Origin of the sequence: Rhodococcus sp. MEB041, assembly GCF_030208955.1 — a bacterium.
In the GTDB taxonomy this organism is placed as follows: domain Bacteria; phylum Actinomycetota; class Actinomycetes; order Mycobacteriales; family Mycobacteriaceae; genus Rhodococcoides.
Genome location: NZ_JARVSZ010000002.1, coordinates 354,455 through 380,616, shown reverse-complemented (window position 1 = coordinate 380,616; position 26,162 = coordinate 354,455). Strand labels below are relative to the sequence as shown.

24 protein-coding genes are annotated in these 26,162 nt (G+C 69.2%); 11 read left to right on the top strand and 13 right to left on the bottom strand.

The features are described 5' to 3' along the window. Positions 1-3 precede the first annotated feature (3 nt). Positions 4-1,380: an RNA polymerase sigma factor gene (locus QRN16_RS05750; RefSeq protein ID WP_056444837.1), complete on the bottom strand. Its 1,377-nt coding sequence runs from the start codon at positions 1,378-1,380 to the stop codon at positions 4-6. 247 nt (positions 1,381-1,627) lie between these two features. Beyond that, the gene (ppgK, locus tag QRN16_RS05745; RefSeq protein WP_081821182.1) at positions 1,628-2,440 is read right to left on the bottom strand and encodes a polyphosphate--glucose phosphotransferase; all 813 of its coding nucleotides are present in this window, start codon (positions 2,438-2,440) and stop codon (positions 1,628-1,630) included. A 146-nt stretch (positions 2,441-2,586) separates the two neighbouring features. On the opposite strand from ppgK, the gene QRN16_RS05740 reads away from it, so the two are divergent. Then, positions 2,587-3,498 (top strand): inositol monophosphatase family protein, encoded by a 912-nt coding sequence (locus QRN16_RS05740; RefSeq protein ID WP_502943980.1) that lies wholly within the window; start codon positions 2,587-2,589, stop codon positions 3,496-3,498. A gap of 6 nt (positions 3,499-3,504) precedes the next feature. Here QRN16_RS05740 and cei read toward each other — a convergent pair whose 3' ends face one another. Then, the gene (gene cei / locus QRN16_RS05735) at positions 3,505-4,185 is read right to left on the bottom strand and encodes an envelope integrity protein Cei (protein WP_027505181.1); all 681 of its coding nucleotides are present in this window, start codon (positions 4,183-4,185) and stop codon (positions 3,505-3,507) included. A gap of 628 nt (positions 4,186-4,813) precedes the next feature. On the opposite strand from cei, the gene QRN16_RS05730 reads away from it, so the two are divergent. After that, complete coding sequence (locus tag QRN16_RS05730) at positions 4,814-5,116, top strand: DUF4193 domain-containing protein (protein WP_027505182.1); 303 nt, start codon at positions 4,814-4,816, stop codon at positions 5,114-5,116. 15 nt (positions 5,117-5,131) lie between these two features. Here QRN16_RS05730 and QRN16_RS05725 read toward each other — a convergent pair whose 3' ends face one another. Further along, the gene (locus tag QRN16_RS05725) at positions 5,132-5,677 is read right to left on the bottom strand and encodes a DUF3093 domain-containing protein (RefSeq protein WP_285185044.1); all 546 of its coding nucleotides are present in this window, start codon (positions 5,675-5,677) and stop codon (positions 5,132-5,134) included. A gap of 141 nt (positions 5,678-5,818) precedes the next feature. Between QRN16_RS05725 and dut the strand changes: the two genes are divergently transcribed. Both dut and QRN16_RS05715 read left to right on the top strand, forming a co-directional pair. Next, positions 5,819-6,286, top strand: a complete 468-nt coding sequence (gene dut / locus QRN16_RS05720) for a dUTP diphosphatase (RefSeq protein ID WP_027505183.1) — start codon at positions 5,819-5,821, stop codon at positions 6,284-6,286. A 2-nt stretch (positions 6,287-6,288) separates the two neighbouring features. After that, complete coding sequence (locus QRN16_RS05715) at positions 6,289-7,122, top strand: DUF3710 domain-containing protein (protein WP_285185043.1); 834 nt, start codon at positions 6,289-6,291, stop codon at positions 7,120-7,122. Between the two features lie 50 nt (positions 7,123-7,172). On the opposite strand, the gene QRN16_RS05710 is transcribed toward QRN16_RS05715, so the two are convergent. After that, entirely contained in the window at positions 7,173-7,877 is a 705-nt protein-coding gene (locus QRN16_RS05710) for an alpha/beta fold hydrolase (protein ID WP_285185042.1), read from the bottom strand. Positions 7,878-8,016: 139 nt separating this feature from the next. Between QRN16_RS05710 and QRN16_RS05705 the strand changes: the two genes are divergently transcribed. Together QRN16_RS05705 and QRN16_RS05700 are read left to right on the top strand one after the other, a co-directional pair. After that, complete coding sequence (locus QRN16_RS05705; RefSeq protein WP_027505186.1) at positions 8,017-8,394, top strand: OB-fold nucleic acid binding domain-containing protein; 378 nt, start codon at positions 8,017-8,019, stop codon at positions 8,392-8,394. Between the two features lie 37 nt (positions 8,395-8,431). Beyond that, positions 8,432-9,121, top strand: a complete 690-nt coding sequence (locus QRN16_RS05700; RefSeq protein ID WP_051613201.1) for a DUF3159 domain-containing protein — start codon at positions 8,432-8,434, stop codon at positions 9,119-9,121. Positions 9,122-9,144: 23 nt separating this feature from the next. Here the strand turns inward: QRN16_RS05700 and QRN16_RS05695 are convergent, their stop codons facing one another. Together QRN16_RS05695 and QRN16_RS05690 are read right to left on the bottom strand one after the other, a co-directional pair. Then, positions 9,145-9,810, bottom strand: coding sequence for a potassium channel family protein (locus tag QRN16_RS05695; protein ID WP_027505188.1), 666 nt, complete (start codon positions 9,808-9,810; stop codon positions 9,145-9,147). Between the two features lie 59 nt (positions 9,811-9,869). Beyond that, the gene (locus tag QRN16_RS05690; RefSeq protein WP_027505189.1) at positions 9,870-10,532 is read right to left on the bottom strand and encodes a potassium channel family protein; all 663 of its coding nucleotides are present in this window, start codon (positions 10,530-10,532) and stop codon (positions 9,870-9,872) included. 123 nt (positions 10,533-10,655) lie between these two features. Between QRN16_RS05690 and QRN16_RS05685 the strand changes: the two genes are divergently transcribed. Together QRN16_RS05685 and QRN16_RS05680 are read left to right on the top strand one after the other, a co-directional pair. Continuing rightward, positions 10,656-12,668 carry an APC family permease gene (locus QRN16_RS05685; protein ID WP_027505190.1) on the top strand — a complete coding sequence of 671 codons (2,013 nt, stop codon included), beginning with the start codon at positions 10,656-10,658 and terminating at the stop codon, positions 12,666-12,668. Continuing rightward, positions 12,665-13,924, top strand: coding sequence for a class I SAM-dependent RNA methyltransferase (locus tag QRN16_RS05680; protein ID WP_285185041.1), 1,260 nt, complete (start codon positions 12,665-12,667; stop codon positions 13,922-13,924). Before QRN16_RS05685 ends, QRN16_RS05680 begins: the two co-directional genes overlap by 4 nt. A 4-nt stretch (positions 13,925-13,928) precedes the next feature. Here QRN16_RS05680 and QRN16_RS05675 read toward each other — a convergent pair whose 3' ends face one another. Both QRN16_RS05675 and QRN16_RS05670 read right to left on the bottom strand, forming a co-directional pair. Further along, complete coding sequence (locus tag QRN16_RS05675) at positions 13,929-14,774, bottom strand: ABC transporter permease (RefSeq protein WP_056444823.1); 846 nt, start codon at positions 14,772-14,774, stop codon at positions 13,929-13,931. A 2-nt stretch (positions 14,775-14,776) separates the two neighbouring features. After that, positions 14,777-15,880, bottom strand: coding sequence for an ATP-binding cassette domain-containing protein (locus tag QRN16_RS05670; RefSeq protein WP_285185040.1), 1,104 nt, complete (start codon positions 15,878-15,880; stop codon positions 14,777-14,779). A gap of 369 nt (positions 15,881-16,249) precedes the next feature. Here QRN16_RS05670 and QRN16_RS05665 point away from each other — a divergent pair, with 369 nt between their 5' ends. Both QRN16_RS05665 and QRN16_RS05660 read left to right on the top strand, forming a co-directional pair. Then, the gene (locus tag QRN16_RS05665) at positions 16,250-16,933 is read left to right on the top strand and encodes a sigma-70 family RNA polymerase sigma factor (RefSeq protein ID WP_268788561.1); all 684 of its coding nucleotides are present in this window, start codon (positions 16,250-16,252) and stop codon (positions 16,931-16,933) included. Then, positions 16,926-17,780, top strand: coding sequence for an anti-sigma factor (locus QRN16_RS05660; protein ID WP_285185039.1), 855 nt, complete (start codon positions 16,926-16,928; stop codon positions 17,778-17,780). Before QRN16_RS05665 ends, QRN16_RS05660 begins: the two co-directional genes overlap by 8 nt. 14 nt (positions 17,781-17,794) lie before the next feature. Here the strand turns inward: QRN16_RS05660 and glsA are convergent, their stop codons facing one another. Beyond that, positions 17,795-19,639 carry a glutaminase A gene (gene glsA / locus QRN16_RS05655; RefSeq protein WP_285185038.1) on the bottom strand — a complete coding sequence of 615 codons (1,845 nt, stop codon included), beginning with the start codon at positions 19,637-19,639 and terminating at the stop codon, positions 17,795-17,797. A gap of 149 nt (positions 19,640-19,788) precedes the next feature. On the opposite strand from glsA, the gene dxs reads away from it, so the two are divergent. Continuing rightward, on the top strand, positions 19,789-21,678 hold the full coding sequence (gene dxs, locus QRN16_RS05650; RefSeq protein ID WP_027505197.1) for a 1-deoxy-D-xylulose-5-phosphate synthase: 1,890 nt from the start codon (positions 19,789-19,791) through the stop codon (positions 21,676-21,678). A gap of 6 nt (positions 21,679-21,684) precedes the next feature. On the opposite strand, the gene QRN16_RS05645 is transcribed toward dxs, so the two are convergent. From QRN16_RS05645 to QRN16_RS05635, 3 genes are all read right to left on the bottom strand, one after another. After that, a complete protein-coding gene (locus tag QRN16_RS05645) occupies positions 21,685-22,695 on the bottom strand; it encodes an iron-siderophore ABC transporter substrate-binding protein (RefSeq protein WP_285185037.1) in 1,011 nt (336 codons plus the stop codon). Positions 22,696-22,785: 90 nt separating this feature from the next. Next, on the bottom strand, positions 22,786-24,885 hold the full coding sequence (locus QRN16_RS05640; RefSeq protein ID WP_027505199.1) for a 3-hydroxyacyl-CoA dehydrogenase NAD-binding domain-containing protein: 2,100 nt from the start codon (positions 24,883-24,885) through the stop codon (positions 22,786-22,788). 5 nt (positions 24,886-24,890) lie between these two features. After that, positions 24,891-26,117 (bottom strand): thiolase family protein, encoded by a 1,227-nt coding sequence (locus tag QRN16_RS05635; protein ID WP_027505200.1) that lies wholly within the window; start codon positions 26,115-26,117, stop codon positions 24,891-24,893. Positions 26,118-26,162: the final 45 nt, after the last annotated feature.

The following is a 26,162-nucleotide window of genomic DNA, read 5'->3' as shown; positions in this document are numbered from 1 at the left end:
CTGTCAGTCGAGGTAGTCGCGCAGCACCTGCGACCGGCTCGGGTGCCGCAGCTTCGACATGGTCTTCGACTCGATCTGTCGGATGCGCTCACGCGTGACCCCGTAGACCTGGCCGATCTCGTCGAGCGTGCGCGGCTGGCCGTCGGTGAGGCCGAAACGCAGTCGCACGACACCCGCCTCGCGCTCGGAGAGGGTCTCGAGAACCGACTGGAGCTGGTCCTGCAGGAGGGTGAACGACACCGCGTCGACTGCGACGACGGCCTCGGAGTCCTCGATGAAGTCGCCGAGCTGGCTGTCGCCCTCGTCGCCGATGGTCTGGTCGAGGGAGATCGGCTCGCGAGCGTACTGCTGGATCTCCAGCACCTTCTCGGGCGTGATGTCCATCTCCTTGGCGAGTTCCTCGGGAGTGGGCTCACGACCCAGGTCCTGCAGGAGCTCACGCTGGATGCGTCCGAGCTTGTTGATGACCTCGACCATGTGCACCGGGATACGAATGGTGCGGGCCTGGTCCGCCATGGCGCGGGTGATGGCCTGACGGATCCACCACGTCGCGTACGTCGAGAACTTGTAGCCCTTGGTGTAGTCGAACTTCTCCACCGCGCGGATCAGACCGAGGTTGCCCTCCTGGATGAGGTCCAGGAACGCCATGCCGCGGCCCGTGTAGCGCTTGGCCAGTGAGACGACGAGGCGCAGGTTGGCCTCGAGCAGGTGGTTCTTCGCCCGGTTGCCGTCGCGGCAGATCCAGGTCATGTCGCGGCGCTGGGCCACGGGGAGCTTCTCGCCCTTCTCGGCGGACTCGGCCATGAGCTGGACGGCGTAGAGACCGGCCTCGATGCGCTTGGCGAGCTCGACCTCCTCCTCGGCGTTGAGGAGGGCGACCTTGCCGATCTGCTTGAGGTAGGCGCGGACGGAGTCGGCGGAGGCGGTGAGTTCGGCGTCCTTGCGGGCCTGTCGCAGCGCCTCGGACTCCTCCTCGTCCCACACGAAGTCGCCCGACGCCTTGTCCTCCGGCGTGGGTTCGGTGGTCGCGTCGTCCTCGACCTCGTCGCCGACGGCGACGACCTCGACGACGTCCGACTCGGCTGCGAGCTCGCCCTCGGGAACGTCGATGTCCTCGATGTCCGCGGTGGGCTCGTCGGCGTCGTCGCCGGTCGCAGGAGACGTCGCCTTCTTCGCTGCGGTCTTCTTCGCTGCGGCCTTGCGCGGCGCGGCCTTCTTGGCTGCTGCCTTGCGCGGGGCCGCCTTCTTGGCCGGGGCCTTCGCGGGTGCGGTTCCGACGGCGCCGGGTGCGGTGCCGTCGGCCGACGCGGTGTCGACGGCCGGAGTGCTGTCGACTGCCGGCGCGGTGTCCGCGGTCTGACGAATATCGATGGCTGCCACGTACGCCCTTTCGTGACGGTGTCGTGCGGCGTCACGCCAGAGTGATGATCCGGCGGAGAGGTCTGTGGATTTCCCGGCGTGAAACCGGGGCGTGGACCATTGTAACGACCGCCGCGAGTGCACAGCACCAACGCGCGGGAGGACGCCGAGGTTCCCGGCTCACCGGCAGTGGGGTGTGAGTCACATCGCGCATCGGCGAGCCGACGCGGCGCAGGTCAGAGGGGCGCGTGTTCGCCCTCGACGAGAATCAGGGCGCCACACCGGACTGTGCGGCGAGGGCCGCGCCGACGATTCCGGCGGCGTTGCGCAGCGTCGCGGGCTGCACCGGGGTGCGGTTGGTGAGCAGGGGGATCCACTTCTCGGCTTTGCGGCTGATGCCGCCGCCGGCGATGAAGAGGTCCGGCCAGAACAGATCCTCGATGCGCTCGAGCACGCGCGAGACCTCTTTGGCCCACGCCTTGTACGACAGTCCGTTGTCGTCCTTGACCGACGACGCGGCGCGGTGCTCGGCCTCCTTGCCGTCCACCTCCATGTGCCCGAGCTCCGTGTTGGGCAGGAGGACACCGTTCTGCAGGATCGCGGATCCGATGCCGGTGCCGAAGGTCAGCAGGATGACCACACCCTTGGAATCTTTGCCGCCGCCGAACTTGTCCTCCGCGATGCCCGCGGCGTCGGCGTCGTTGAGCACGGTCACCGAACGACCCCCGAGATGGTCGCGGAACAGCGCGCCGGCGTCGGTCCCGATCCAGCCCTTGTCGACGTTCGCGGCGGTTCGCGCCACGCCACCGGTGACGACGCAGGGGAGGGTGATGCCCACGTCCCCGGTCCACTCGAAGTGGTCGACGATGGCCGCGACCGTCTCGGCCACGGCCGTGGGAGTCGACGGTTGCGGGGTCTCGATCTTGTAGCGCTCGCCGATCAGTTCGCCGGTGGCGAGATCGACCACGCCACCCTTGACGCCACTGCCACCGACGTCGACACCGAAGCCTCGGCCCTCGGGGTGCGAGCCCGTCTTCCCGGCGATGGAGACCGGGCCGGGTTCGGTGTGGTCGTTCGTCATGACAGAACCTCCTGGTGGCGTACGCACGCGTCGGCGACCGGCGCGTTCGTGCGAGATCTGGTGCGCGCACGTCACCCTAGTTGCTGACGGCGTTCCCGGTCGCGCGGCACCGCGGCGGGTGGCGCGCCGTACCGTTCCGCCGCCCGATGTGTTCGGATTACCGGGTGACTCCTCATGACGATCTGCCGCAGGACGACTCGACGAGCACGCTCGACCCGGAGATGTTGCGCCGCATCGCCGTCGACGTCGCACGTGAGGCGGGACGCCACGTACGTCGGCGTCGGCCGGAGGTGTTCGGCGCGGGCGGTGCGGCGGTGGACGCCGTCCGGTCGAAGTCGACGCCCACCGATCCGGTGACGGTGGTCGACACCGAGACCGAACACGTCATCCGGGACCTGTTGAGCCGGCTGCGTCCCGACGACGCGGTACTGGGCGAGGAGGGCGGCGGGGAGGACATCGCCCCGTCCGGTGTCCGGTGGGTCCTCGATCCGATCGACGGCACCGTGAACTTCCTCTACGGCATCCCGGCCTACTCGGTCTCCGTGGCCGCGCAGATCGACGGTGCGTCGGTGGCGGGCGCCGTGGAGGACGTGGTGGGGGATCGCACGTACGCGGCGTCGCTCGGCGGCGGCGCGTGGTGCTCGGACGCGGGCGGAGACTGGGTGCGCCTCCGAGTCAACGACATCGACGACGTGGCACTCACGTTGGTGGCCACGGGATTCGGTTACGACGCGGCGCGCCGCCGCCGTCAGGGCGCGCTGATCGCGGCTCTGCTGCCCGAGGTGCGGGACGTTCGTCGCATCGGCTCGGCGGCACTGGATCTGTGCATGGTGGCGGCGGGGCGCGTCGACGCCCACTTCGAGCACGGGCTCAGCCCGTGGGACTGGGCGGCGGGCGCTCTGGTCGCGGCGGAGGCGGGTGCGCGGGTGATCACTCCGTCGCCGCACTCCCGCAGCGACGACGGCGAGGTGACGATCGCCGTGGCGGAAGGTGTGGCAGACGGGTTCCTGTCCGTACTCGACCGTCTCGGTGGCGTCGCCGCCATCGCGAAGGCCTGACCCGCGTCAGCAGTTGACGCGGTGCGCGGCGGCGAGCAGATCGACGTCCAGGTTCGGTGCCGCGGCGCCCGGAGCCACGTCCGCGAGCGAGCGGATGACCTCCTCGCCGTCGGTGTTCGGTTCCAGCGCACGGAAGTTGGTGCCCAGCGCGAGATCCACGGTGTCGTCCTCGCGGGTGTCCTGAACGAACTCGGCGCACGGCGCGACCAGTGCGACGGTGCCAGCGGCGGCCACGCCGGCCGCGCCGAACCGGATCTGAGCTATGCACTGCATGTTCTGGTCGACGTAGACCGGGTCGTTGCCCACCTGCACGTCCGGTGCGCTGGCGAAGCCGAAATCGCTGAGATCGGCGGCGATCTCGGCGGCCTGGCCGCCCTGTCCGTTCGCGTTGAACACGCGCACGCGGGTGGCGGACAACGGGGCGGGCTGGGTGTCCGTGACCACCGAGGCGTCCACGACGCTGCCGGGCTCGGCGGCCGCGGGGGCGGCGGGATCGGAGGCCGGCTGGGGGGCGTTGCAGGCGACGGCGTCCGTGCCGGTCTCGGTCGTGGTCAGGATGTTCACCCACACGGCCGCACCGGCGAGGGCGAGCACGACGAGCACCACGAGGATCGGGAAGGCCCGACGCCGCGCGTACGGCCGCCCCTTGTCGTCGGTCGAGGAGCCGTGAGTGATGAGTGAGACCACGGGAGCGTGCCCTTCTGCTGATACGTGTCGCGCTGTCGTGTCACGGGCGGTGACTCGCTCACTGTAGTGGGCCGCGTCGGCATGTGACGCGGGACGCACGGCGGGTGGGAACGTCTGCACGGTCGACGGCGTTGGGCGGGGTGAACAGGGGAGATGCGGTTCCTGCGGGAGCCGTTCGCGCCACGACACACCGCGCTGGGCAGGGTGTTTTCCACACCGGCTCGTCGTCGGCTATTGTCTGGCGGCCCGGCGGATCGAACTCACGGCCGGTCGGGCTCCTCGGGCCTGCACGCCCGCAGCAAGAGAATGTTTCCCGTCACGGGGATTCGGGCACAGTCGGCTCACCCGCACGCCGGCCGTCATCCGTCAGGACGACGGCTGCGAATAGGTGAGCGAGAAGGACGGAGATCCTCCCGGCGGAAGTCGGGAAGAAGTCCGACCGGATCGATGTTCTGCCACGAACAGCAGACGAGGAACACGAACGACCTGCATCGGGATCCGAGGGTGTGAGTCCGACAGAGGACGAGTTCGTCGAACAAGAAGCGGTCGACGTCTTGAACATCCCCCATGAAGGCGATCGAAGGAGACCGGGCACACCCGGTCTCAGCAGGAAGGTAAGGGGAACAACATGGCCACCGATTACGACGCACCACGCCGTACCGAGTCCGACGACGTGTCGGAGGACTCCCTCGAAGAACTGAAGGCACGCCGCAACGAGGCGCAGTCCGCCGTCGTCGACATCGACGAGACGGACACCGCGGAGTCCTTCGAACTGCCGGGCGCAGACCTGTCCGGTGAGGAACTGTCCGTGCGTGTCGTGCCGAAGCAGGCCGACGAGTTCACGTGCTCGAGCTGCTTCCTGGTGCATCACCGCTCGCGGCTGTCGTCCGACAACGGCGGCGTTCTGGTCTGCCGCGACTGCGCGGCCTGACCGAGGAGACCTCCGTCAGGAGGTCGGTGGCTGCGGAGTCAGAGCCGCAGCCACTGCATCCGGGTTCCGGGTGCTCACCAACCAGTACGGTGTCGGGTCGTTCTCGTCGTCGAGGACGACCAACACCATCGGCTTGACCCACGAACGATGCTGCACGAAGGCGGAGGGGTCGAGCTGGCGTCCGAGGGCGGCACTCTTCGCCGTCCCCGGCACCACCGCCACCCGATCGATCACCGATGCGGGGAGCCGAGCCTTGTCGGCGTGCAGCATGCGCTCGCCGTTCTGCTCCGTCACCTCGACGCGCATCCGGCCCAGGTACGTGACCACCCAGATCGCGAACGGCACCAGCACCACGTACGGCAGCCAGGCCATCACGCCGGGTGATCCCATGTGCACCTCGGCCGACAGGATCGCCGCGACGCCGATCGCGGCCACCCAGTACCAGACGGGTACGCGGAGCCGTTCGCTGTAGACGACCGTCTCACCCCCGCCGTCGTGTGCCGTCCCGGACGTCCGGGTGGCGTGATCTGCTGAGGTCTCTCTCGAAGCTGCGTCGGACACCTCTCCAGAGTAGAGGGTCGGACGGGCGGGAGGTCGACGGTGCATCGGCGAGTAATCTCGACCGATGTGAGCGATCTGACGGCCGAGACGGCGACACGCACGACCCGCGGAGACCAGGGATCGGCACAGGCCGTCGAGACGGTGGCCGTCAGACGACTCGATCCGGACATCCCGCTGCCCGTCCGTGCACACGCCGGTGACGCGGGCGTGGACCTGTGTTCCACCGTCGACGTCGTCATCGAACCCGGTGAGCGTGCCATGGTCGGTACGGGCATCGCCGTGGCGCTGCCGGTCGGCACCGTCGGCCTGATCCACCCACGGTCCGGCCTCGCCGCGCGAGCGGGATTGTCGGTGGTCAACACGCCGGGAACGGTCGATGCCGGTTATCGCGGCGAGATCAGGGTCTGCCTCATCAACCACGATCCACGCACCCCCATCGAACTGCGGCGCGGGGACCGCATCGCCCAGCTGCTGGTGCAGCGGGTCGAACTGCCCGACTTCGTCGAGGTGGCCGAGCTGGACGACACCACCCGGGGTGTCGGCGGCTACGGCTCCAGCGGCGGACACGCGGTTCTCGATGCCGTCACCGCCAGCGAGAAGGAGAACTGAGCATGTTCGGACGCAAGAAGAAGGGGCGCGACGACGTCGACGCCACCGATCTCGACTCCGCGCAGGACGTCGAGGTCGAGGTCGAGGAAGTGGACGAGGTCGACGAGGTGGACGGTACGGCGGACGACACCACCGGGCCGTGGTCGATCGACGACCTGGACGGCGACCGCGAGAGCATCGCGGAGGGACGGCTCGATCTGGGATCCGTGCTGTTGATGCTTCCGGCCGGCGGACAGCTGCAGGTCGAGATGACGCAGGCCGGCGCACCCCAGGCCGTCCACATCGTCACTCCGAACGGGCGCATCACCGTGGCGGCCTTCGCCGCTCCGAAGTCGCCCGGTCAGTGGCGTGACGTCGCCGCAGAGTTGGCCGACACGCTGCGCCGCGACAACGCGCGGGTGGCCACCGAGACCGGCCCGTGGGGCCGTGAGGTGGTGGGCTCCGCGGCCGGCGGGGATCTGCGTTTCATCGGCGTCGACGGGTACCGCTGGATGATCCGCGGCGTGGCGAGCGGACCGGCAGGCAGTGTCGAGGCCGGATCGCCGCTGGTCGAGCAGGCGCGTGCCGTCGTGGCGGCGACCGTGGTCGATCGCGGCTCGGATCCGCACCCGGTGCGGACGCCGTTGCCCATCAGTCTGCCGCCGGCACTCGCTCAGCAGCTCGCGGCCGCGCAGCAGCAGCAGATGGCTGCCGCACAGGCGCAGGCCCGAGCTGCGGTGCAGCAGCAGGTGCCCCAGCAGCAGGTACCTCAGCAGCAGGCCCCCGACGTGGACGCCGCTACCGAGGCGCAACGTCGGCGCGGGCCCTCCGGTTCGGCGATGCAGCAGCTCGACTGAGTTCTCGGCGAGAGCAGCTCGACTGAGTTCTCGGCGATGCAGCAGCTCGACTAGGACCCGCCCGTCGCACGCCGGAGCGCGGTGACGCCCAGCCTGCCGAGCTCGCCCGGGGACGCGGCGAGGACGTCGAGCGCGAAGGTGTCGAGGTGCGCCGTGGGAAGAGCCGCGCACCAGTCCTGCGCGACACCGAGCGGATGCACCGGGTCGTCCATCGCTGCCACCACGCCGACCGGCACCGCGAGGGATCGCAGGTCGTCGAGGGTGGGTGCCACGTACCGGGCGGCGTCGTCCAGCGCCGTCGGCAGCATCGGCCACTGTGCTCGCCACGACCGCGTCAGCGCCTCGGCGAGCCACCGCGGACTCGACTGCGCCATCGCCGCCACCGACGCATCGAGGCCGTGGGCCCGCAGCGTCGCCGCCGTCGCGGCGGCACCGACCGCAGCGGGGGAGTCGCCCGGAGATCCGGTCCACGCCGGCATCGCGAGGACGGCGCCCTGCGCGGCGCCCCGACGGTCGAGCGCCCACCGCGCCGCGACCGCCGCGCCGAGTGAGACACCGCCCACGATCAGGTCCCCTCGAACGGCGCCTCGTACGTGGTCGAGCGCCCGCACGTAGCCCCCGACGACGTCGGCGGGTTCGGGCTCGATCACCCGCAGTGACCAGCCGAGATCCGCGACGGCATCACCGAAGGCCCCCTCGACGAACGACGCGTCGGAGCCGGTGCCGGGCAGCAGTACGACGGTGGTTGTCTCCATGGTGTCCGCATCTTCTCGTGGCGTTCACCGACCCGACCGGCCGGGTGTGGTGAGGCGTGCTCGGAAAGGTCTACAGTGGCGCTGACAGAAGCAGAACATCCGCCGCGGAAGGCCCGCGCGAACCGCTCCAGGAGCACTCATGGCACCCGCTGCCGCAGGATACTTCCGCCGCATGGCCCGGAAGTTGACCGAGGACATCGATCAACTCGATGCCGAGGAGTTGGAGTCGACGTCGAAGGCGTCCGGCGCCCAACGAGCATGCGATTGCACTCGCGGTGACGAGGTCACCATGGTCGGACGGCTCCGCAGCGTCGAGACGTGCAGCAAGGCCGCCAACGCCATCGTCGAGGCCGAGTTCTTCGACGGCACCGACACCATCTCGCTGATCTGGATCGGCCGACGCAAGATCGCCGGCATCGAGTCCGGCACGCAGTTGCTGGTCCGTGGTCGCGTGGGGGAGCGCGAGGGCCGCAAGGTCATCTACAACCCGTACTACGAGCTGCGCACCGAGGACTAGTTCTTCGGGAGCCGCATCGTCTGGCACCCTGAACTGCATGAGCGAGTCACCGAACAGTCAGCCCACCGAGGACGCGCCTCCCGAGACGATCCTGTCCCAGCTCGGTGGGGTCAGCGGACTGGTGTTCTCCACCCTGCCCGTGCTGGTCTTCGTTCCAGTCAACTCCCTCGCCGGTCTCACCGCGGCCATCTGGGCCGCCCTCGGTCTGGCCGTGGCGATCCTGGTGTGGCGCCTCGTGAAGCGGGATCCGATCCAGCCGGCCGTGTCGGGATTCTTCGGCGTGGCGGTGTGCGCGTTCATCGCCTACCGCACCGGAGACGCCAAGGGCTACTTCCTGTTCGGGATCTACACCTCGCTCGCGTACGGCGGGGTGTTCCTCGTCTCGATCCTCGCTCGTCGGCCGCTCGTCGGCATCGTGTGGGGCTACCTCAACGGCACCGGCAAGGCCTGGCGCGAGCATCGGGCCGCCGTCCGCGCGTACGACATCGCGACGTTCGCCTGGGTTCTCGTGTTCGTCGCGCGGTACGTCGTGCAATCGCAGCTCTACGACTCCGACCAGACCGGGTGGCTCGCGGTCGCCCGCATCGCGATGGGCTGGCCGCTCGCGGCGGTCGCGTTCGCCGTCACGTTCTGGGCCGTGCGACGGGCCGACGCTGTCGTGGCCGCAGCGACGCACCGGGAGAGCGAGACCACCGAGGTCGTGGACGCGGACCGCATCGAGCCCTGACGGCTGTCAGTCGGTCCTGTCGGTCAACGCTGGGAGAGTCCCAGCACCTCGCGGAGTTCGTCCTCGACGTCGACGGTGGTGACGAACAGCAGTTCGTCGCCGCCCTCGAGCGGGTCGTCCTTCTCCGGGACGATGACGCGGCCACCGCGCAGGATGGTGACCAGCGCGACGTCGCGAGGAAGCGTGATGCGGCGCACCGGCTTGCCCGCCAGCGGTGTGTTCGCCGGCAACGTGATCTCCACGAGGTTCGCCTTGCCCTGCCGCAACGTCATCAGGCGCACCAGATCTCCCACCGAGACCGCCTCCTCGACGAGCGAGGCCAGCATGCGCGGTGTCGACACAGCGACGTCGACTCCCCACGACGCGTCGAAGAGCCACTCGTTGCGCGGGTCGTTGACGCGGGCGACCACTCGGTCGACGCCGAACTCGGTCTTCGCCAGCAGGCTCAGGACCAGGTTGGCCTTGTCGTCGCCCGTGGCGGCGATGACCACGTCGTACGACTCGATGCCGGCGCCCTCGAGGGTGGCGAGCTCGCAGGCGTCCGCGTGGATCCACTCGGCCGCCTCGACCGATGCCGGGTCGACGTGGTCGGCCTTGCGTTCGATCAGCAGGACGTGATGGTCGGACCTGAGGAGCTCGCGGGCGATCGAACGGCCCACGGCTCCCGCTCCGGCGATGGCGACTCTCATGACGGATCCTTCGGTGACAGGTCTGGTGCGGGGACGGACACGAGGTGAGGCAGGAGCCGTCAGTCCTCGGGCGGAGGGTTGCTCGCGAGCGCCACGGCCTCGGCGACCATGCCGTCGACCGCCGCGATCCACACCTCGTCGTCGGCCTGGATCACCGTCTTGCGGTCGGGCAGCAGTCCGGCACCGAAGCGGATGATGAAGGCCACTCGGGACTTGGTCGCACTCTCGAGCGCGGTCACGCCCTTGCCCACCCATCCCTCGCCGATGTCGAGGCGGGCCACCGCGACGCTGCCCGACGGATCGCGCCACTTGGTGAGCTCGTTGTCGTGGATCAGCGTGTGCAGGAATCGATCCGTCGTCCACGGCACCGTGGCCACCGTGGGGATGCCGAGGCGTTCGTACACCGCGGCGCGTTTGGCGTCGTAGATGCGCGCGACGACGCGCTCGACACCGAACGTCTCGCGGGCGACACGCGCGGAGATGATGTTGGAGTTGTCGCCCGAGGACACCGCGGCCAGTGCGTCGGCCTTCTCGATGCCCGCCTCGACGAGTACGTCCCGGTCGAACCCCATGCCGATCACCTGACGTCCGGTGAAGTTGGGACCGAGCCGGTGGAACGCGGTGGGATCGCGGTCGATGACCGCGACCTCGTGGCCGATGCGGGTGAGTGCACCCGCGAGGGCGGAGCCGACGCGGCCACACCCCATGACGACTACGTACAACAGACGCTCCGTTCGGGAGTCGAGAGGACGGTGCCCAGGTGATTGCTGCCGGGAGGGACTTCGCGCAACGCTATCGGTCACCCTGCCCCACGGTCGAGCCCGGTACGGCCTACGCTCTGCGATGTGTCCAAGCTTTCGACGGCCACCAAGAGGCTGCTGCTGGGTAGGCCGTTCCGTAGCGACACGCTCGGACACACGCTCCTGCCCAAACGCATCGCCCTCCCGGTGTTCGCGTCCGATGCCATGTCGTCCGTCGCCTACGCGCCCGAAGAGATCTTTCTGGTGCTGTCGGTCGCCGGGATCTCGGCGTACTCGTTCTCCATCTGGATCGGTCTCGCCGTCGCCGTCGTCATGGCGGTGGTCGTGGCGAGCTACCGCCAGAACGTGCACGCCTACCCGTCCGGCGGTGGCGACTACGAGGTGGCCACCACCAACCTGGGACCGACCGCGGGCCTGACCGTCGGCAGCGCCCTCCTCGTCGACTACGTGCTCACGGTCGCCGTGTCCATCTCGGCCGCTGCCTCCAACATCGGATCGGCCCTGCCGTTCGTCGCGGAGCACAAGGTGCTGTTCGCGGTCGCCGCCATCGTGCTCATCACCTCGATCAACCTGCGCGGCGTCCGCGAGTCCGGTACCGCGTTCGCGATCCCCACCTACGCCTTCATGGTGGGCATGGTCGTCATGCTCGTGTGGGGCCTGGTGCAGGTGTACGTCCTCGGCGACGACGTGTCGGCCGAGTCGTCGAACTTCGAGCTGCAGGCGGAGGACAGTCACCTCTACGGCATCGCGTTCGCGTTCCTGCTGGCGCGCGCGTTCTCCTCCGGGTGTGCGGCGTTGACGGGTGTCGAGGCCATCTCCAACGGCGTGCCCGCCTTCCGCAAGCCGAAGTCGCGCAACGCCGCCACGACGCTCCTGCTGCTCGGCTCGATCGGCATCACGTTGCTGCTCGGCATCATCCTGCTGGCGGAGAAGATCGGTGTGAAGTACGCGGCGGACCCCGCGACCCAGCTCGTCGGGGCTCCCGAGAACTACCAGCAGAAGACGCTCATCGCGCAGCTGGCCGAGGCCGTCTTCCGGCACTTCACGCCCGGCTTCTACTTCATCACCATCGTGACGGCGCTGATCCTGGTGCTGGCCGCCAACACCGCCTTCAACGGGTTCCCGGTACTCGGGTCGATCCTGGCCCAGGACCGATTCCTGCCCCGCCAGTTCCACACCCGCGGCGACCGGCTCGCGTTCAGCAACGGCATCCTGTTCCTCTCGGCCGCCGCCATCTTCTTCGTCGTCATGTTCGGCGCCGAGGTGACCAAGCTGATCCAGCTCTACATCGTCGGAGTGTTCGTCTCGTTCACGCTCAGTCAGACCGGCATGGTGCGGCACTGGACCCGGTTGTTGCGGACCGAGACGGACCCCGCGCAGCGCCGGTCGATGATGCGCTCGCGTGTCGTCAACGGCATCGGACTGGCCATGACGGGCGCCGTCCTGGTCATCGTTCTGCTGACCAAGTTCCTCGCGGGTGCCTGGATCGCGATCATCGCGATGCTGGCGATCTTCGGACTGATGAAACTGATCCGCAAGCACTACGACTCGGTGGCCACCGAGCTCGCCGACGTCGAGTGGGACGGTGTGCTCCCCAGCCGCACACACTCCATCGTGCTCGTGTCCAAGCTGCACAGCCCGACTCTCCGCGCCCTCGCCTACGCCCGTGCGACCAGGCCGGACACCCTCGAGGCGATCACGGTCAACGTCGACGAGGCGGACACCCGCACACTGGTGCGCGAGTGGGAGAAGAGCGACCTCAGTGTCCCGCTCAAGGTGGTCGAGTCGCCGTACCGCGAGATCACCAAGCCCGTGCTCGACTACGTGCGCCGGGTCAAGCGGGACTCACCGCGCGACGTCGTCACCGTGTTCATCCCCGAGTACGTGGTGGGTCACTGGTGGGAGCAGGTGCTGCACAACCAGAGTGCGTTGCGACTGAAGAGTCGCTTGCTGTTCCAGCCCGGCGTCATGGTCACCAGCGTGCCCTGGCAGCTCAACTCGTCCGAGCGGGCGAAGCGCGAGAGCCTCGAGAACGCACCGGGCTCGTCCCGTCGTGGTTACGAGCCCACCTCGGCCGAACGGCGATCCGAACGATGACCGACTCGTGGCTCGGCGCGGTCGTCGAGGTCCGCGTGGGCAAGCCGGGACACGGCGGCTTCTGCGTCGCACGGCACGAGGGCCGCGTCATGTTCGTCCGGCACAGCCTTCCCGGCGAGCTGGTGACGGCGCGGGTCACCGAGGACACCGGCAAGTCCTTCTGCCGCGCGGACGCCGTCGAGATCCTGGAGGCCTCGCCCGACCGCATCGCGCCGCTGTGTCCCATCTCCGGCCCCGGTGGGTCGGGATGCTGCGACTTCTCCCACGCGACCGCCGAGGCCGGACGCCAGATCAAGGCGGCCGTGGTCGCCGAGCAGTTGAGCCGCGTCGGGGGCATCGAGCGCACCGTCGAGGTGGAGTCGCTCGGTGATCAGACCGGCTGGCGGACGCGCATCCGGTTGGGTGTGGACGACGAGGGACGGCCCGGTTTCCACCGGCTCCGCAGCGCCGACATCGTGACGGATCTGGCCTGCCCACAAGCGGTTCCGGGGATGTACGACGGGCTGGCTGCCCGGTCGTGGACGCCGGGCGCCGATCTCGCGGTGGCCGTGGACTCCGACGGGACCCGTCACGTCGTGGAGATCGCTCCTGCCGTCGACCGTCGCGTGCGCGCCGACACCAGTCGTCGCGGCGCCTCCTCGCGCCGCGCCGCGAAGTCCGGTGACCGCGCGCACCGGGTGCGCGCGGGCTCGGGTCGGGCCGTCGAGCGCGTCGGGTCGCGCGAGTGGACCGTGGACTCGTGGGGGTTCTGGCAGGCTCACCGGGCGGCTGCCACGCAGTACGCCGAGGTGGTCCGGGAGTGGTCCGGTGCTCGGCCCGGTGACACGGCCTGGGACCTCTACGCCGGTGCGGGCACCTTCGCGTCCGTCGTCGCCGAGGCGGTGGGACCGGGCGGCACCGTCGCAGCGGTCGAGTTCTCCCACCGGGCGGTGGTGGACGGGCGTGCGGCGGTGACGGACCTGCCGCAGCTGTCGATGCAGGCAGCGCCCGTCGAGCGCGCGATCGGATCCCTGCCGCCGCAGCCGTCCGTCGTCGTCCTCGACCCGCCACGATCCGGCGCCGGCAGGCAGGTGATCGCGGCGGTCGCCGGTGCGCACCCGGATCGTGTCGTGCACATCGGGTGCGACCCCGCGTCCTTCGCACGGGACGCGGGGCTCTACCTCTCGCACGGCTACCGCCTGGAGAATCTCCGTGCGTTCGACGCCTTCCCGATGACCAGCCACGTCGAGTGCATCGGATCGTTCGTCCGGGACTGACGCGTCACTTGGCGTTGTACAGGCGCATCGTGATCGGTCCGAACACCGCCAGCAGTCCGACGGACCAGATGCCGGTCCACATCAGCGCGTCCGTCTCGAGCACACCGTCGGCGAAGCCGCGCAGCGTCGTCACCAGATGCGACACCGGATTGACCGACACGAACGCCTGCAGCCACCCGGGCATCGTCGTCGGGTCGACGAAGATGTTGCTGGCGAAGGTCAGCGGGAACAGCACGAGCATGGACACGCTCATCACCGCGGTCTCGCTGCGCAGCATCAGCGCGAACATCGTCCACACCCACGAGACGCAGAACGAGAACGCCAGCAGCAACGCCACCGACGCCAGCACGCCGAGCACGCCGCCCGCCGGCCGGAAGCCCAGCGCGAGACCCAGCACGAGCACGATCGTCGAGGCGAGGGTGTAGCGGACCACGTCTCCGAGCAGGGCGCCGACCAACGGCGCCGGCCGCCAGATGGGCAGCGACCGGAACCGATCGAAGACGCCCTTCTCGATGTCTTTGTTCAAGGTCAGACCCGTGTACATCGTGATCATGACGACGGTCTGCACCAGGATGCCCGGCAGCAGGAACTGGATGTAGGCACTGGTCGAGCCCGCCAACGCGCCGCCGAACAAGAACGTGAACATCAGCGTGAACATGACCGGGAACATGGTCACGTCGAACAGCTGCTCGGGGACGTGCTTGATCTTCAGCAGCGCTCGCCACCCGAACGAGAGCGCCGCCGACATCGACGACGGTCGATCGGGACGGGGACCGGAGTCGCGGAGCAACTCGGCGATGGTCGGCTGCGCGGTGCCCGTCGCGGCGGTGGGGGAGTTGGTGGTGGTCATTCTCAGGACGCCTCCAGTTCTGTCGTTCGTCCGGTCAGTGCCAGGAACACCTCGTCCAGGCTGGGTTGCCCGAGGGCGTAGGTGGTGACGCCGATGCCGTCGTCCGACAGCGTCGCGAGTGCGCGGGCCACCAGGGCGGTGTCGTCGACCAGCGCTGTGACGGCGAAGGGATCGGACTCGAGAGTCACGTCGGTGTGCAGGGTCGCGCGCAGGACGTCGGCGGCGTCGTCGCGGCGCGACTGTTCCGCGACGCGGACGTGCAGCGACCCCGAGCCGACCGATGCCTTGAGCTGACCGGTGGTGCCCTCGGCGATCACGCGGCCCCGGTCGATGACTGCCACCCGGTCGGCCAACTGATCGGCCTCGTCGAGGTACTGCGTGGTGAGCAGGACCGTCGTGCCGCCTTCGACCAGGGAGCGCACGATCTCCCACACCTGGTTGCGGCTGCGGGGATCGAGACCCGTGGTCGGCTCGTCCAGGAACATCAGCTCCGGCGTGACCACCAGACTCGCCGCGATGTCGAGGCGGCGCCGCATACCGCCGGAGTACGCCTTGACCTGCTTGCCGCCGGCCTCCACCAGATCGAAGACGCCCAACAGCAGATCGGCACGCTCCCGCGACGCCGGGCGCGAGAACCCGTACAGCCGCGAGAGGAGCACCAGGTTCTCCACTCCGGTCAGGTCCTCGTCCAGCGAAGCGAACTGGCCCGTGAGCGCCACCTTCGACCGCACCGCGTCGGACTCCGTCGCCACGTCGTGGCCGAGCACGCGGGCCGACCCGCCGTCGATGCCGGTCAACGTCGCCAACATGCGCATCGTCGTGGTCTTGCCGGCCCCGTTCGGCCCCAGCACCCCGTAGACACCGCCCCGCGGGACGGCGAGATCCACGCCGTCCACCGCCACGGTGTCCCCGAACCTCTTCACCAGACCGACCGCCTCGATCGCCAGGCTTCCGGCCTTCCCGTCCGTCGGCGGCCGGCCTCCGGCCTTCCCGTCCTCCAGCGGCCGGCCTCCGGCCTTCCCGTCCGTCGGCGGCCGGCCTCCGGCCTTCCCGGCCTTCCCGTCCGTCGGCGGCCGGCCTCCGGCCTTCCCGTCATGTGTCGTCATGTGAGTGCTGACTCCTGATCCGCCACGATCTCATCGGTATGTCCGGATCGTCCGATCCGGTGCGACGAGCGTCCCGCAGTCATTGCAGGTCCGCAACGGGTTTTTCGCCGGAGACGCCGGTCACCGATCCACTCACGCCCCGGTGACGAATGATTCCTGCACGATGTTCGCGCCGTGGCGTGGGCGCCATTGCCCGTGGCGTGGGCGCCATTGCCCGGCGGCGTGGCCGCCATGATCCGGTGGCGTGTACGCCAGGACCGCGACGCGCAGGACCACGATCGCCGAGGGGGTGAGGATATGACGACGATGGCCACTAGTCTCATGGTCGATGAACTCGACGATGAACGTCTCGCAGCGAGGTGGGGGTCTGTGAGCGCCGGAGGTACGAGCGCAGCCGACCCGAGCGCCGGCGAGCCTCGGCACCGACGCGCCCCGGACGACACCGCCGATCCGTCGTGCCCCGTTCCCGATCCCGACCTCAAGCGTCGGCGTGTCGCCGAGGCCGACGAACTGCGTGCGTTGCTCGCACGTGTCGCCACCGGTGACCGCCGAGCGTTCGCCGATCTGTACGACGCGACCTCGTCTCGGGTGTTCGGCATGGTGCTGCGTGTGCTGCGCGATCCCGGGTTCAGCGAGGAGACCGCGCAGGAGGTGTTCCTGCAGATCTGGAAGACGGCCGACCGATACGACCCCGCGCAGGGGTCTCCGCTCGCCTGGATGATGACGTTGGCGCATCGCCGCGCCGTCGACCGTGTCCGGTCGGAGCAGTCCGGCACGGATCGCGAGGCGCTCTACGGCTCCTCGACCCACAGTCCCGCGCACGACGAGGTCCTCGAATCCGTCACCCAGACCCTGGAGTCGGAGTCGGTGGTCCGATGCCTGGACACGCTGACGGAGACCCAACGCGAATCGGTACGGATGGCGTACTACAGCGGGTTGACGTATCGGGAAGTGGCCGAGCGCCTGGGCGTGGCCGTTCCCACCGTGAAGTCCCGGATCCGGGACGGTCTGATCAAGTTGAAGAATTGTCTGGGGGTGGAGACCGGTGAGTGACGGAGAAGGTCGCCATCGCCGCCATGACGACGCGTCCGCACCCGACGACGTGTCGGAGCAGGATGCGATGCGGGACGTGAACGAGATGAACGACAGCGTGGTGGACGACGCCTACGCCTACGCACTGGACGCGATCGACCCCGCCGAGAGGGCGGACATCGAACGCAGGCTCGCGCAGTCGGACGCGGCGACGCGGTCGTGGTTCGAGAGCATCGTCGAGTCGGTCGACGAGACGATGGCGCTCAGCGCGTCGTCCACGGCCGCGGAACCGCCCTCGTCGTTGCGTGCGAGCATTCTCGCCGCGGTGGAGAGCACTCCGCAGGGTGATGCCCGGCCACTGGCCGATCCGATCGACGACGCTCCGGTCGCTCCGGTGGTGTCGCTCGACGATCGCCGCCGCACACGCCTGCGCGTGCTCGCGGCAGCCGCGGCGGCCGTCGTGATCGTCGGAGTGGGCGGCGCCGTGGTCACGCAGCAGTTGGGAGACGCACCGTCGTCGCCCACGTCGCAGGTGCTTGCGGCCGGTGACATCAGGACCAGCACCGTCGAGGTCGAGGGTGGCGGTACCGCCACCGTGCGCTGGTCGCGCTCGCAGGACGCCGCCGTGGTCACGCTCGACGGGCTCGCGGAGCCCGGCGACGGCAAGGTGTTCGAGATGTGGCTCATCGGAGAGGATCCCGCGCCGCGCCCGGCAGGTCTCGTCCCCGCCGATGCCGCCACGCCCGCTCGCGAGCACGTCGTCACAGGCTTGAGCGACGCGACCACGTGGGCGGTGACGGTCGAGCCCGAGAGCGGTTCGGACGCACCCACCACCACGCCCATCGCCGCGGTCACGCTCGACGCCTGAGCGCAGCCGCCGGCTCAGACGACGCCGGAACGGCGCAGTGCGGCGACGATCGACTCGGCCTGCTCGTACGCGCGATCGAGAAGCACCTCCAGCAAGGCTGTCTTCGCAGCGGGGTTGCTCTCGGTCAGCGCGTCGAAGTCCTTCGGGCCGAGGATCGCGACCGTGGTGTCCTTCACCGCGGTGATGCGGAGCCCGAAGCGCGAGCGCCGGACCAACGGCATCTCACCGAAACTCATGCCGGCGGACAGCGTCGACACGGCGCGGGCCCGGCCGTCCGCGCCGATGAAGTCGACCGCGACGCGGCCGGACAGCACCATCACCAGACCCAGTGACACGTCACCGACCTCGGCGATGACGCTGCCTGCGCTGTACTGCGCGTCCGTCGTGCGGGAGGTGATCGCATCGCGGTGGGCCTCGTCCAGCGCGGTGACGATCGGGTGCTGATCGACCGTCACCTCCGTGGGTTGCCGTGCGCCGCCGCACCACCGGTCGAGGACGGTGTCCTCGCCCCAGCGCAGTGCGGAGTCCAGATCGTCGAAGACCCGGCCACTGCCGTCGTGTTCGGACAGGGACGACACGGTGTGCGCCATCGCAGCTCGGGGATCGACCAGGACGGCGGCACAACCCTGTCGGCGGAGCCCGGCGGCGAGGGTGTCCAGCATCGAGCGGGCGACGTCGCTCACCTCGTCGACCCGACGCATGTCCAGGATCACGCCGTCGAGTGCGCTCCCGTCGTCGGCGCCGTGGTCGACGGCCGTGGACACCGCGCGCACGACGCTCTCCGCTGCGGAGAACAGCAGATCGCCGTGCAGTTCGAAGACGCGGACTCGGCGTCCCCGCGCGGCGAGCGTCTCCTGTTCGGCGGCGGTGCGCCGGCGACGCGAGGGGGAGTCGGCGACGGTGTACTCGGCGCGCACGGCGCTGCGTGCGGCCCGGCCGACGTGGAGGAAGTGCAGTTCGAGGCGCGAGGACAGCTCGCGGCACGCCTTGACTCCGCGCACGCTGTTGCCGTGGGCGTCGAGTCTGGGTGAGAACACCGAGATACCGAGCTGACCGGGCAGGACCGCGAGCACCGCACCGGCGACACCGCTCTTGGCGGGGAGTCCGACGCGGTTGACCCAGTCGCCGGCTCCGTCGTACATGCCGCACGTCGTCATGACGCTCAGCACACGCTCGACGAGCACCGGTTCGAGGGCTCGGACGTCGGTACACGGGTTGAGGCCGTTGTTGGCGAGGGTCGCCGCCATGACGCCGATGTCGCGGCACGTGACGTCCAGCGAGCACTGGCGGAAGTAGAGATCGACCATCGCGTCGGGATCGCCCTCGACGATGCCGAAGGAGCGCAGCATGTGGCCGATGGCGCGGTTGCGATGGCCGGTGCGTGATTCGGAGGCGTGCACGGCGGCGTTCATGGCGAGTTCGCGTCCCGCGTACCGCGAGAACGAGGCCCGGATCCGTTCGAACTGCTCGTCGGGCGTCGCGCCTCGCACCAGCGACGCGGAGGTGATGGCGCCCGCGTTGATCATCGGGTTGCGCGGGCGCTCGGTGACGGGGTCGAGGCTGATCTCGTTGAACGGCTCACCGGACGGCTCCACGTCGATCTTGCGGGCCACCGCGGTCTCGCCGCGATCGGTGAGAGCGAGGGCATAGGTGAACGGTTTGGACACCGACTGGATCGTGAAGGGCACGTCCGTGTCGCCCACCTGGTACACGTGGCCGTCGGCCGTCGTGAGACAGATACCGAAGCGATCGGGGTTCGCGGCCGCCAGTTCGGGGATGTAGTCGGCGACGCCACCGGAGGTGTCCGCCACACACAGCGCGTGGACCTCCTCCAGAATCTCCTGCACGACGTCGGTCATCGTCACCACTCTCTCGATTCTGTGCCGCGGCTCGGCGCTCGTACGGTAACCCGCCGATCCGGGTCCACGTAGACTTGTCCGAACTGGCCTGTCCGAGTGCCTCACGGCACGACGGACGACAAGGCAATCTTCGGAGGGGAGCGATTTCGTTGGGTGTTCTGGACGGCGTGCACGAGCCCAGCGACCTGCGTGCCCTCGGCCCGGTGGAGCTGGCCGAACTGGCGGACGAGATCCGTCGGTTCCTGGTCGAGAAGGTGTCTGCCACGGGTGGCCACCTCGGACCCAATCTCGGTGTCGTCGAGCTGACTCTGGCCATCCACCGCGTGTTCGACTCGCCTCGTGACCCGGTGATCTTCGACACCGGCCACCAGGCGTACGTGCACAAGATGGTCACCGGTCGAGCGGACCGCTTCGACTCTCTGCGCAAGGAGGGTGGGCTGTCCGGCTACCCGTCCCGCAGCGAGAGCGAGCACGACTGGGTCGAGTCCTCGCACGCGTCGGCATCCCTCTCCTACGCCGACGGCCTCGCCAAGGCCTTCGAGCTGACCGGGCGCGGCGATCGTCACGTCGTCGCGGTCGTCGGGGACGGGGCCCTCACCGGTGGCATGTGCTGGGAGGCGCTCAACAACATCGCGGCCGGCAAGGATCGTTCCGTCGTGATCGTCGTGAACGACAACGGTCGCTCCTACTCGCCGACCATCGGCGGCCTCGCCGACCATCTCGCGACGCTGCGCCTGCAGCCCAACTACGAACGCGCGCTGGACACCGGCCGTCACATGGTGAAGAACCTGCCCGTGGTCGGGTCGGCCGCGTACGCCATGTTGCACGGCATGAAGGCCGGCCTGAAGGACGCGATCAGCCCGCAGGTCATGTTCACCGATCTGGGCATCAAGTACCTCGGTCCGGTCGACGGACACGATCAGGCGGCTCTGGAATCGGCGCTGCGCCGCGCGAAGGCCTTCGGCGGGCCGGTCATCGTCCACGCGGTGACGCGCAAGGGCATGGGCTACTCGTTCGCCGAGAACGACGTCGCCGACCAGATGCACTCGACGGGAGTCATCGACCCGCTCACCGGCCTGGCGACCAGCGTCGCGGCCCCGGACTGGACGTCGGAGTTCTCCCGTCAACTCATCGCCCTGGGAACCGACCGCGAGGACGTCGTGGCCATCACCGCCGCGATGGCCGGACCCACCGGGCTCGCCGCGTTCGGCGAGGTGTTCCCGGACCGTTTCTTCGACGTGGGCATCGCCGAGCAGCACGCGCTCACGTCCGCCGCCGGTCTCGCACTCGGTGGTCTACATCCCGTGGTGGCGATCTACTCGACGTTCCTCAATCGGGCGTTCGACCAGCTGCTGATGGACGTGGCACTACTGAACCTGCCGGTCACCCTGGTGCTCGATCGCGCCGGGGTCACCGGATCGGACGGCGCAAGCCACAACGGCATGTGGGACATGTCGCTGCTCGGCATCGTGCCGAACATGCGCGTGGCGGCGCCTCGCGACGGAGCGACCCTGCGCGAGGAACTCGCCGAGGCACTCGCGGTGTCCGACGGTCCCACCGCGCTGCGCTTCCCCAAGGGCGCCATCCCCGACGACATCGAGGCGGTGCGGCGTCTGGACGACTCCGTCGACGTGCTGCACGAGCCCGAGGGGGAGTCGGACGTACTCCTCGTCGCCGTCGGTCCGTTCGCGTCGTTGGCACTGGACACGGCGCGAGAACTCGCCGCGGACGGTGTCTCGGCCACGGTCGTCGATCCGCGGTGGGTGCTGCCCGTTCCGGACTCGCTCGTGAAGCTCGCCGCGGACTTCCGTCTGGTGGTCACGCTCGAGGACAGCGGTCTGCACGGCGGCATCGGTGCATCCGTGTCGGCTGCCCTGCGCGCCGGCGGCGTCGACGTCCCCTGTCGGGATCTCGGTGTGCCACAGCAGTTCCTGGACCACAGCTCGCGGGATCGCATTCACGCCGACATCGGCCTCACCCCGTCGGACATCGCCGGCCGGGTGCGCGGATGGATCGCACACCGGCCCGGCGACATCTGACGGTCGCTATGTCGCCTTGGTGGCGGCGTCCTTCAACTGCGGGAGGATCCGGTCGAGTACCCACGGGGTGCTCACCGGGTTGACGTTGCTCAGACCGGCGATGACCTGCTTGTCACTGAGCGCGACCGCGGATCCGGAGGCGATCGCGGGCAGCGTCGCCACAGCCGGAACCGAGGCGAGGTCGAAGCCCTCCGGAGTGAACGCGACGATCACGTCGGCGTCGAAGCTCTGCACGTTCTCCAGTGACACGGTGGAGAAGAAGGTGTCCGCGGAGTCGGCCTCGTCGAGTGCCACGACGCCGGGGGCGTTGACGAAACCCATCTCGTTGAGAACCTGCACGCGTGGATCGGACGGCATGTAGACGTTCGCCTGACCGGCGTCCGTGTCCAGGTTCACCACCGCGACGGTCTTGCCCGCGAACTCCGGATTGGCCTCGGCCTCCGAGGCGAGCCGCTGGCCCATACCGTCGATGAGAGCCTGTGCCTCCGTGGGCTTCCCGACTGCCTCACCGATCATCGTGGTCTGGTCCTGCCACGTCGTCTGCCAGGCCTCACCGGGGTAGGCGACGACGGGCGAGACAGCGGACAACGTGTCGTAGTACGACTGCGGGAAACCCTCGTAGGGCGCGAGCACCAGATCGGGCGCCAGGGTCGCGAGGGCCTCGACGTCGGGCTCACCCGCAGCCGGATCCTCGTACAGGGTGGTGGCGTCCGCGTCGTAGAACTCCTGCGCCCACGGCATCACACCGTTCTCGTCGGCACCGTAGGTGTACTTCGGCTGGCCGACGGGCGTGATGTCGAGGGCGCCCAGGATGTCCTGCGCGTTCCAGCCCATCGTGACGATGCGCTCCGGTGCGGCGTCGATGGTGGTCGAACCGAAGGCGTGGTCGATGGTGACGGGGAACGCGCCACCCGACGCGGCGGCGGGCGCGTCGGAGTCGGCATCGGACGAACATCCGGCGACGAGGGCGAGCGCGGCGGTGGCCGCGACGGCGGGGAGAAGGCGAGAGCGTTTCACATGGTTAGCCTAACCTATGTACGGCCTCCGGCCCCGTGCGCCCTTCGCGTATCCAGGGATGCGCAAAGGGCGCACGAGGGCGCAGCCCCATCACACGCTGGCGACACCTTTGTCGAGGAACCGGTGACCGGTGACGGCCTCGGAGGTGCCGGTGCGATCGAGGTACGGCACGATGCCGCCGTTCCAGAACCCGAAGCCGCCGCCGAGGATCAGGCAGAGGTCGATGTCCTGAGCGGCCGCGACGACGCCTTCCTGCAGCATGATGTCGATCTCCTCCGCGAAGGCGCGGCGGGTGCGATCGAGCACCTGCTCGGCCGTCGACGGTGAGTCGCCCTGCGGCCACAGATCGGCGATCTCGGGGTCGACGGTCTTGGCTCCGTCGGCGCCGTAGGTCCACACCGCGGACTTCTTGTTCGCGACCATCGCCTGCAGGCCGGGGGAGTCGTGGAAGCGCTCCGGGTAGTACTCGGCCATGGTCTCGCCGGTGTGCAGTGCGACGGCGGGGCCGACGAGCGAGAGCAGCGTGAGCGGGCTCATCGGCATGCCGAGCTCGCTGATGGCGTTGTCCGCGACGTCGAAGGGCGTGCCCTCGTCGATCGCGTTCATGACCTCGCCGAGGGCGCGGGTGAGCAAGCGGTTGAAGACGAAGCCGGGCTTGTCGGCGATCAGCACGGCCGACTTCTTCAGAGACTTCGCCGTCGCGAATGCTGTTGCGAGCGTGGCATCGTCGGTCTTCTCGCCGCGGACGATCTCCAGCAGCGGAAGAACGGCCACGGGGTTGAAGAAGTGGAATCCGACGACCCGCTCGGGGTGCTTCAGCTCCGCCGCCATGCGGGTGATCGACAGCGACGACGTGTTCGTCGCGAGGATTGTCTCGGGGGAGACGAACTCCTCGAGCTCGGCGAAGACCTTCTTCTTCACGTCGAGGTTCTCGAACACTGCCTCGATGACCCAGTCGGTCGTCGCGAATGCGGACTTGTCGAGCGATCCGGACACCAACGCCTTGAGACGGTTCGCCGCGTCGGGGGAGAGTCGCTTCTTGCCCTGCAGCTTGTCGATCTCGGCGTGAACGTAGCCGACGCCCTTGTCGATGCGCTCCTGGTCGATGTCGGTGAGGATCACCGGCACCTTCAACTGACGTACGAACAGCAGGGCGAGCTGGCTGGCCATGAGGCCGGCGCCCACGATGCCGACGCCGGTGACCTTCCGGGCGAGGGACTTGTCGGGCGCTCCGGCAGGCCGCTTGGCACGCTTCTGCACGAGGTCGAAGGCGTAGAGCCCGGCCCGCAGTTCGTCGGCCATGAGAAGGTCGGCCAGCGCCTCGTCCTCGGCAGCGAAGGCGGCGTCGAGCGACGCGGAGTCGGTGATGTCGGTCGACTTCGCCAGCTCCAGCAGCTGCACGGCGCGCACCGGTCCCGGTGCGTGGTCTCCCGTCTTGCCGGACACGATGGCCTTCGCGCGCGCGATCGCGTCGTCCCAGCCCTGGCCGCGATCGATGTCGGGGCGGGCGGGGGTGACGTCACCGGAGACGACCTTCGCGGCCCACAGCAGCGACTGTTCGAGGAAGTCGGCGCCGCCGAAGACCTCGTCGGCGATTCCGAGCTTCTGCGCGTCCGCGGGCTTCAGCATGCGGTTCTGGTTGAGCGCGTTCTCGATCACCACGGTGACGGCATTGGCCGGCCCGATCAGGTTGGGCAGCAACTGCGTTCCGCCCCAGCCGGGAACGAGGCCCAGGAATGTCTCCGGGAGCCCCAGTGCCGCAGCGTTGTCCGCGACGGTGCGGTAGTGGCAGTGCAGCGCGATCTCGAGTCCACCGCCCAGAGCGGCGCCGTTGACGAACGCGAACGTGGGCACCGTGGACTCACGCAGGCGGCGGAACACCTTGTGCCCCAACGTGCCGATCTCCAGCGCGACGGCGCGGTCGGAGATGTTCGGCACACCGTTGAGGTCCGCGCCGACGGCGAAGATGAACGGCTTCCCGGTCACCGCGACGGCCACCGGATTCGCCGCGTAGGCCGCGTCCAGTGCCGCATCGAGCTCGGTGAGTCCGGCGGGTCCGAAGGTGGACGGCTTGGTGTGGTCGAAGCCGTTGTCGAGCGTGACGATGGCGACCGGGCCGTCGAGGCCGGGCACGGTGACGATCCTGGTGAACGCGTGGGTCACCACTTCATCGGAGAAGGCAGAAGTCATGGCAATCACTTGCTTCCGTCGTAGGCGGGATTTTCCCAGATGACGCTGCCGCCCATGCCGAGGCCGATGCACATGGTGGTGAGGCCGTAGCGGACATCGGGGCGAGTGGCGAACTGCCGGCTGAGCTGGGTCATCAGTCGAACGCCCGAGGACGCGAGGGGATGGCCGCAGGCGATGGCGCCGCCCCACTGGTTGATCCGGGCGTCGTCGTCGGCGATACCGAAGTGCTCGGTGAACGCGAGGACCTGGATGGCGAAGGCCTCGTTGATCTCGAAGAGGCCGATGTCCTCGATGGACAGGCCGGTGCGTCCGAGCAGCTTCTCGGTGGCGGGGACGGGACCGATGCCCATCACGGCCGGATCGACGCCGGCGAACGAGAAGCCCACCATGCGCATCCCGACCTTCAGGCCGAGTTCCGCGGCGGTGTCCTCGCCGGCCAGGATCGCCGCTGTCGCACCGTCGTTGAGTCCGGCGGCGTTGCCGGCGGTGACGCGTCCGGCGGGCCGGAACGGAGTCTTGAGCTTCGCCAGATCGTCCAGGGTCGTGCCGGGGCGCGGCGGTTCGTCCTCGGTGGCGAGGCCCCACCCGGCGGCGGACTTGGTCGCAACGGGAACGAGCGTCTCGCCGATGAGTCCGGCCTTCTTCGCCGCGTCGTACTTCTCCTGGCTCGCGACGGCGTAGGCGTCCGTGCGGTCCTTGGTGATGGACGGGTAGCGGTCGTGCAGGTTCTCGGCCGTGTTGCCCATGACGAGCGCACTCGGGTCGACGAGCTTGTCGGCCAGGAAGCGCGGGTTCGGATCGACGCCCTCGCCCATCGGGTGCCGGCCCATGTGCTCGACGCCGCCGGCGATGACGACGTCGTACTGTCCGAAGCCGATGCCCGACGCGGTGGTGGTCACCGCGGTCATCGCACCCGCACACATCCGGTCGACGGCGAAACCGGGCACGCTGCGGGGGAGCCCGGCGAGCAGTGCCGACGTGCGGCCGATGGTCAGACCCTGGTCGCCGGTCTGCGTCGTGGCGGCGATGCCGACCTCGTCGACGCGCTCGGGTGGCAGTTCGGGGTTGCGGCGGAGCAGTTCACGGATCGCTTTGACCACGAGGTCGTCCGCTCGGGTGTCCGCGTACATACCCTTGGGGCCGGCCTTGCCGAACGGCGTACGAACACCGTCGACGAACGCGACGCCACGACTGGACGCGGATCGAGCGGGAGCGGATTTCGGAGAAGACATGGTTCCTTCCGGCAGGCGCTGGAACGAGCCGGACGCCCGGCTCGC

Excerpts from the sequence above, each read along its gene's own strand:
- ppgK (WP_081821182.1), bottom strand. The coding sequence starts at position 2,440 with ATGACGAACGACCACACCGAACCCGGCCCGGTCTCCATCGCCGGGAAG.
- QRN16_RS05740 (WP_502943980.1), top strand. The coding sequence starts at position 2,587 with ATGTGTTCGGATTACCGGGTGACTCCTCATGACGATCTGCCGCAGGAC.
- QRN16_RS05730 (WP_027505182.1), top strand. The coding sequence starts at position 4,814 with ATGGCCACCGATTACGACGCACCACGCCGTACCGAGTCCGACGACGTG.
- QRN16_RS05715 (WP_285185043.1), top strand. The coding sequence starts at position 6,289 with ATGTTCGGACGCAAGAAGAAGGGGCGCGACGACGTCGACGCCACCGAT.
- QRN16_RS05710 (WP_285185042.1), bottom strand. The coding sequence starts at position 7,877 with ATGGAGACAACCACCGTCGTACTGCTGCCCGGCACCGGCTCCGACGCG.
- QRN16_RS05705 (WP_027505186.1), top strand. The coding sequence starts at position 8,017 with ATGGCACCCGCTGCCGCAGGATACTTCCGCCGCATGGCCCGGAAGTTG.
- QRN16_RS05700 (WP_051613201.1), top strand. The coding sequence starts at position 8,432 with ATGAGCGAGTCACCGAACAGTCAGCCCACCGAGGACGCGCCTCCCGAG.
- QRN16_RS05695 (WP_027505188.1), bottom strand. The coding sequence starts at position 9,810 with ATGAGAGTCGCCATCGCCGGAGCGGGAGCCGTGGGCCGTTCGATCGCC.
- QRN16_RS05680 (WP_285185041.1), top strand. The coding sequence starts at position 12,665 with ATGACCGACTCGTGGCTCGGCGCGGTCGTCGAGGTCCGCGTGGGCAAG.
- QRN16_RS05675 (WP_056444823.1), bottom strand. The coding sequence starts at position 14,774 with ATGACCACCACCAACTCCCCCACCGCCGCGACGGGCACCGCGCAGCCG.
- QRN16_RS05670 (WP_285185040.1), bottom strand. The coding sequence starts at position 15,880 with ATGACGACACATGACGGGAAGGCCGGAGGCCGGCCGCCGACGGACGGG.
- glsA (WP_285185038.1), bottom strand. The coding sequence starts at position 19,639 with ATGACCGACGTCGTGCAGGAGATTCTGGAGGAGGTCCACGCGCTGTGT.
- QRN16_RS05640 (WP_027505199.1), bottom strand. The coding sequence starts at position 24,885 with ATGACTTCTGCCTTCTCCGATGAAGTGGTGACCCACGCGTTCACCAGG.
- QRN16_RS05635 (WP_027505200.1), bottom strand. The coding sequence starts at position 26,117 with ATGTCTTCTCCGAAATCCGCTCCCGCTCGATCCGCGTCCAGTCGTGGC.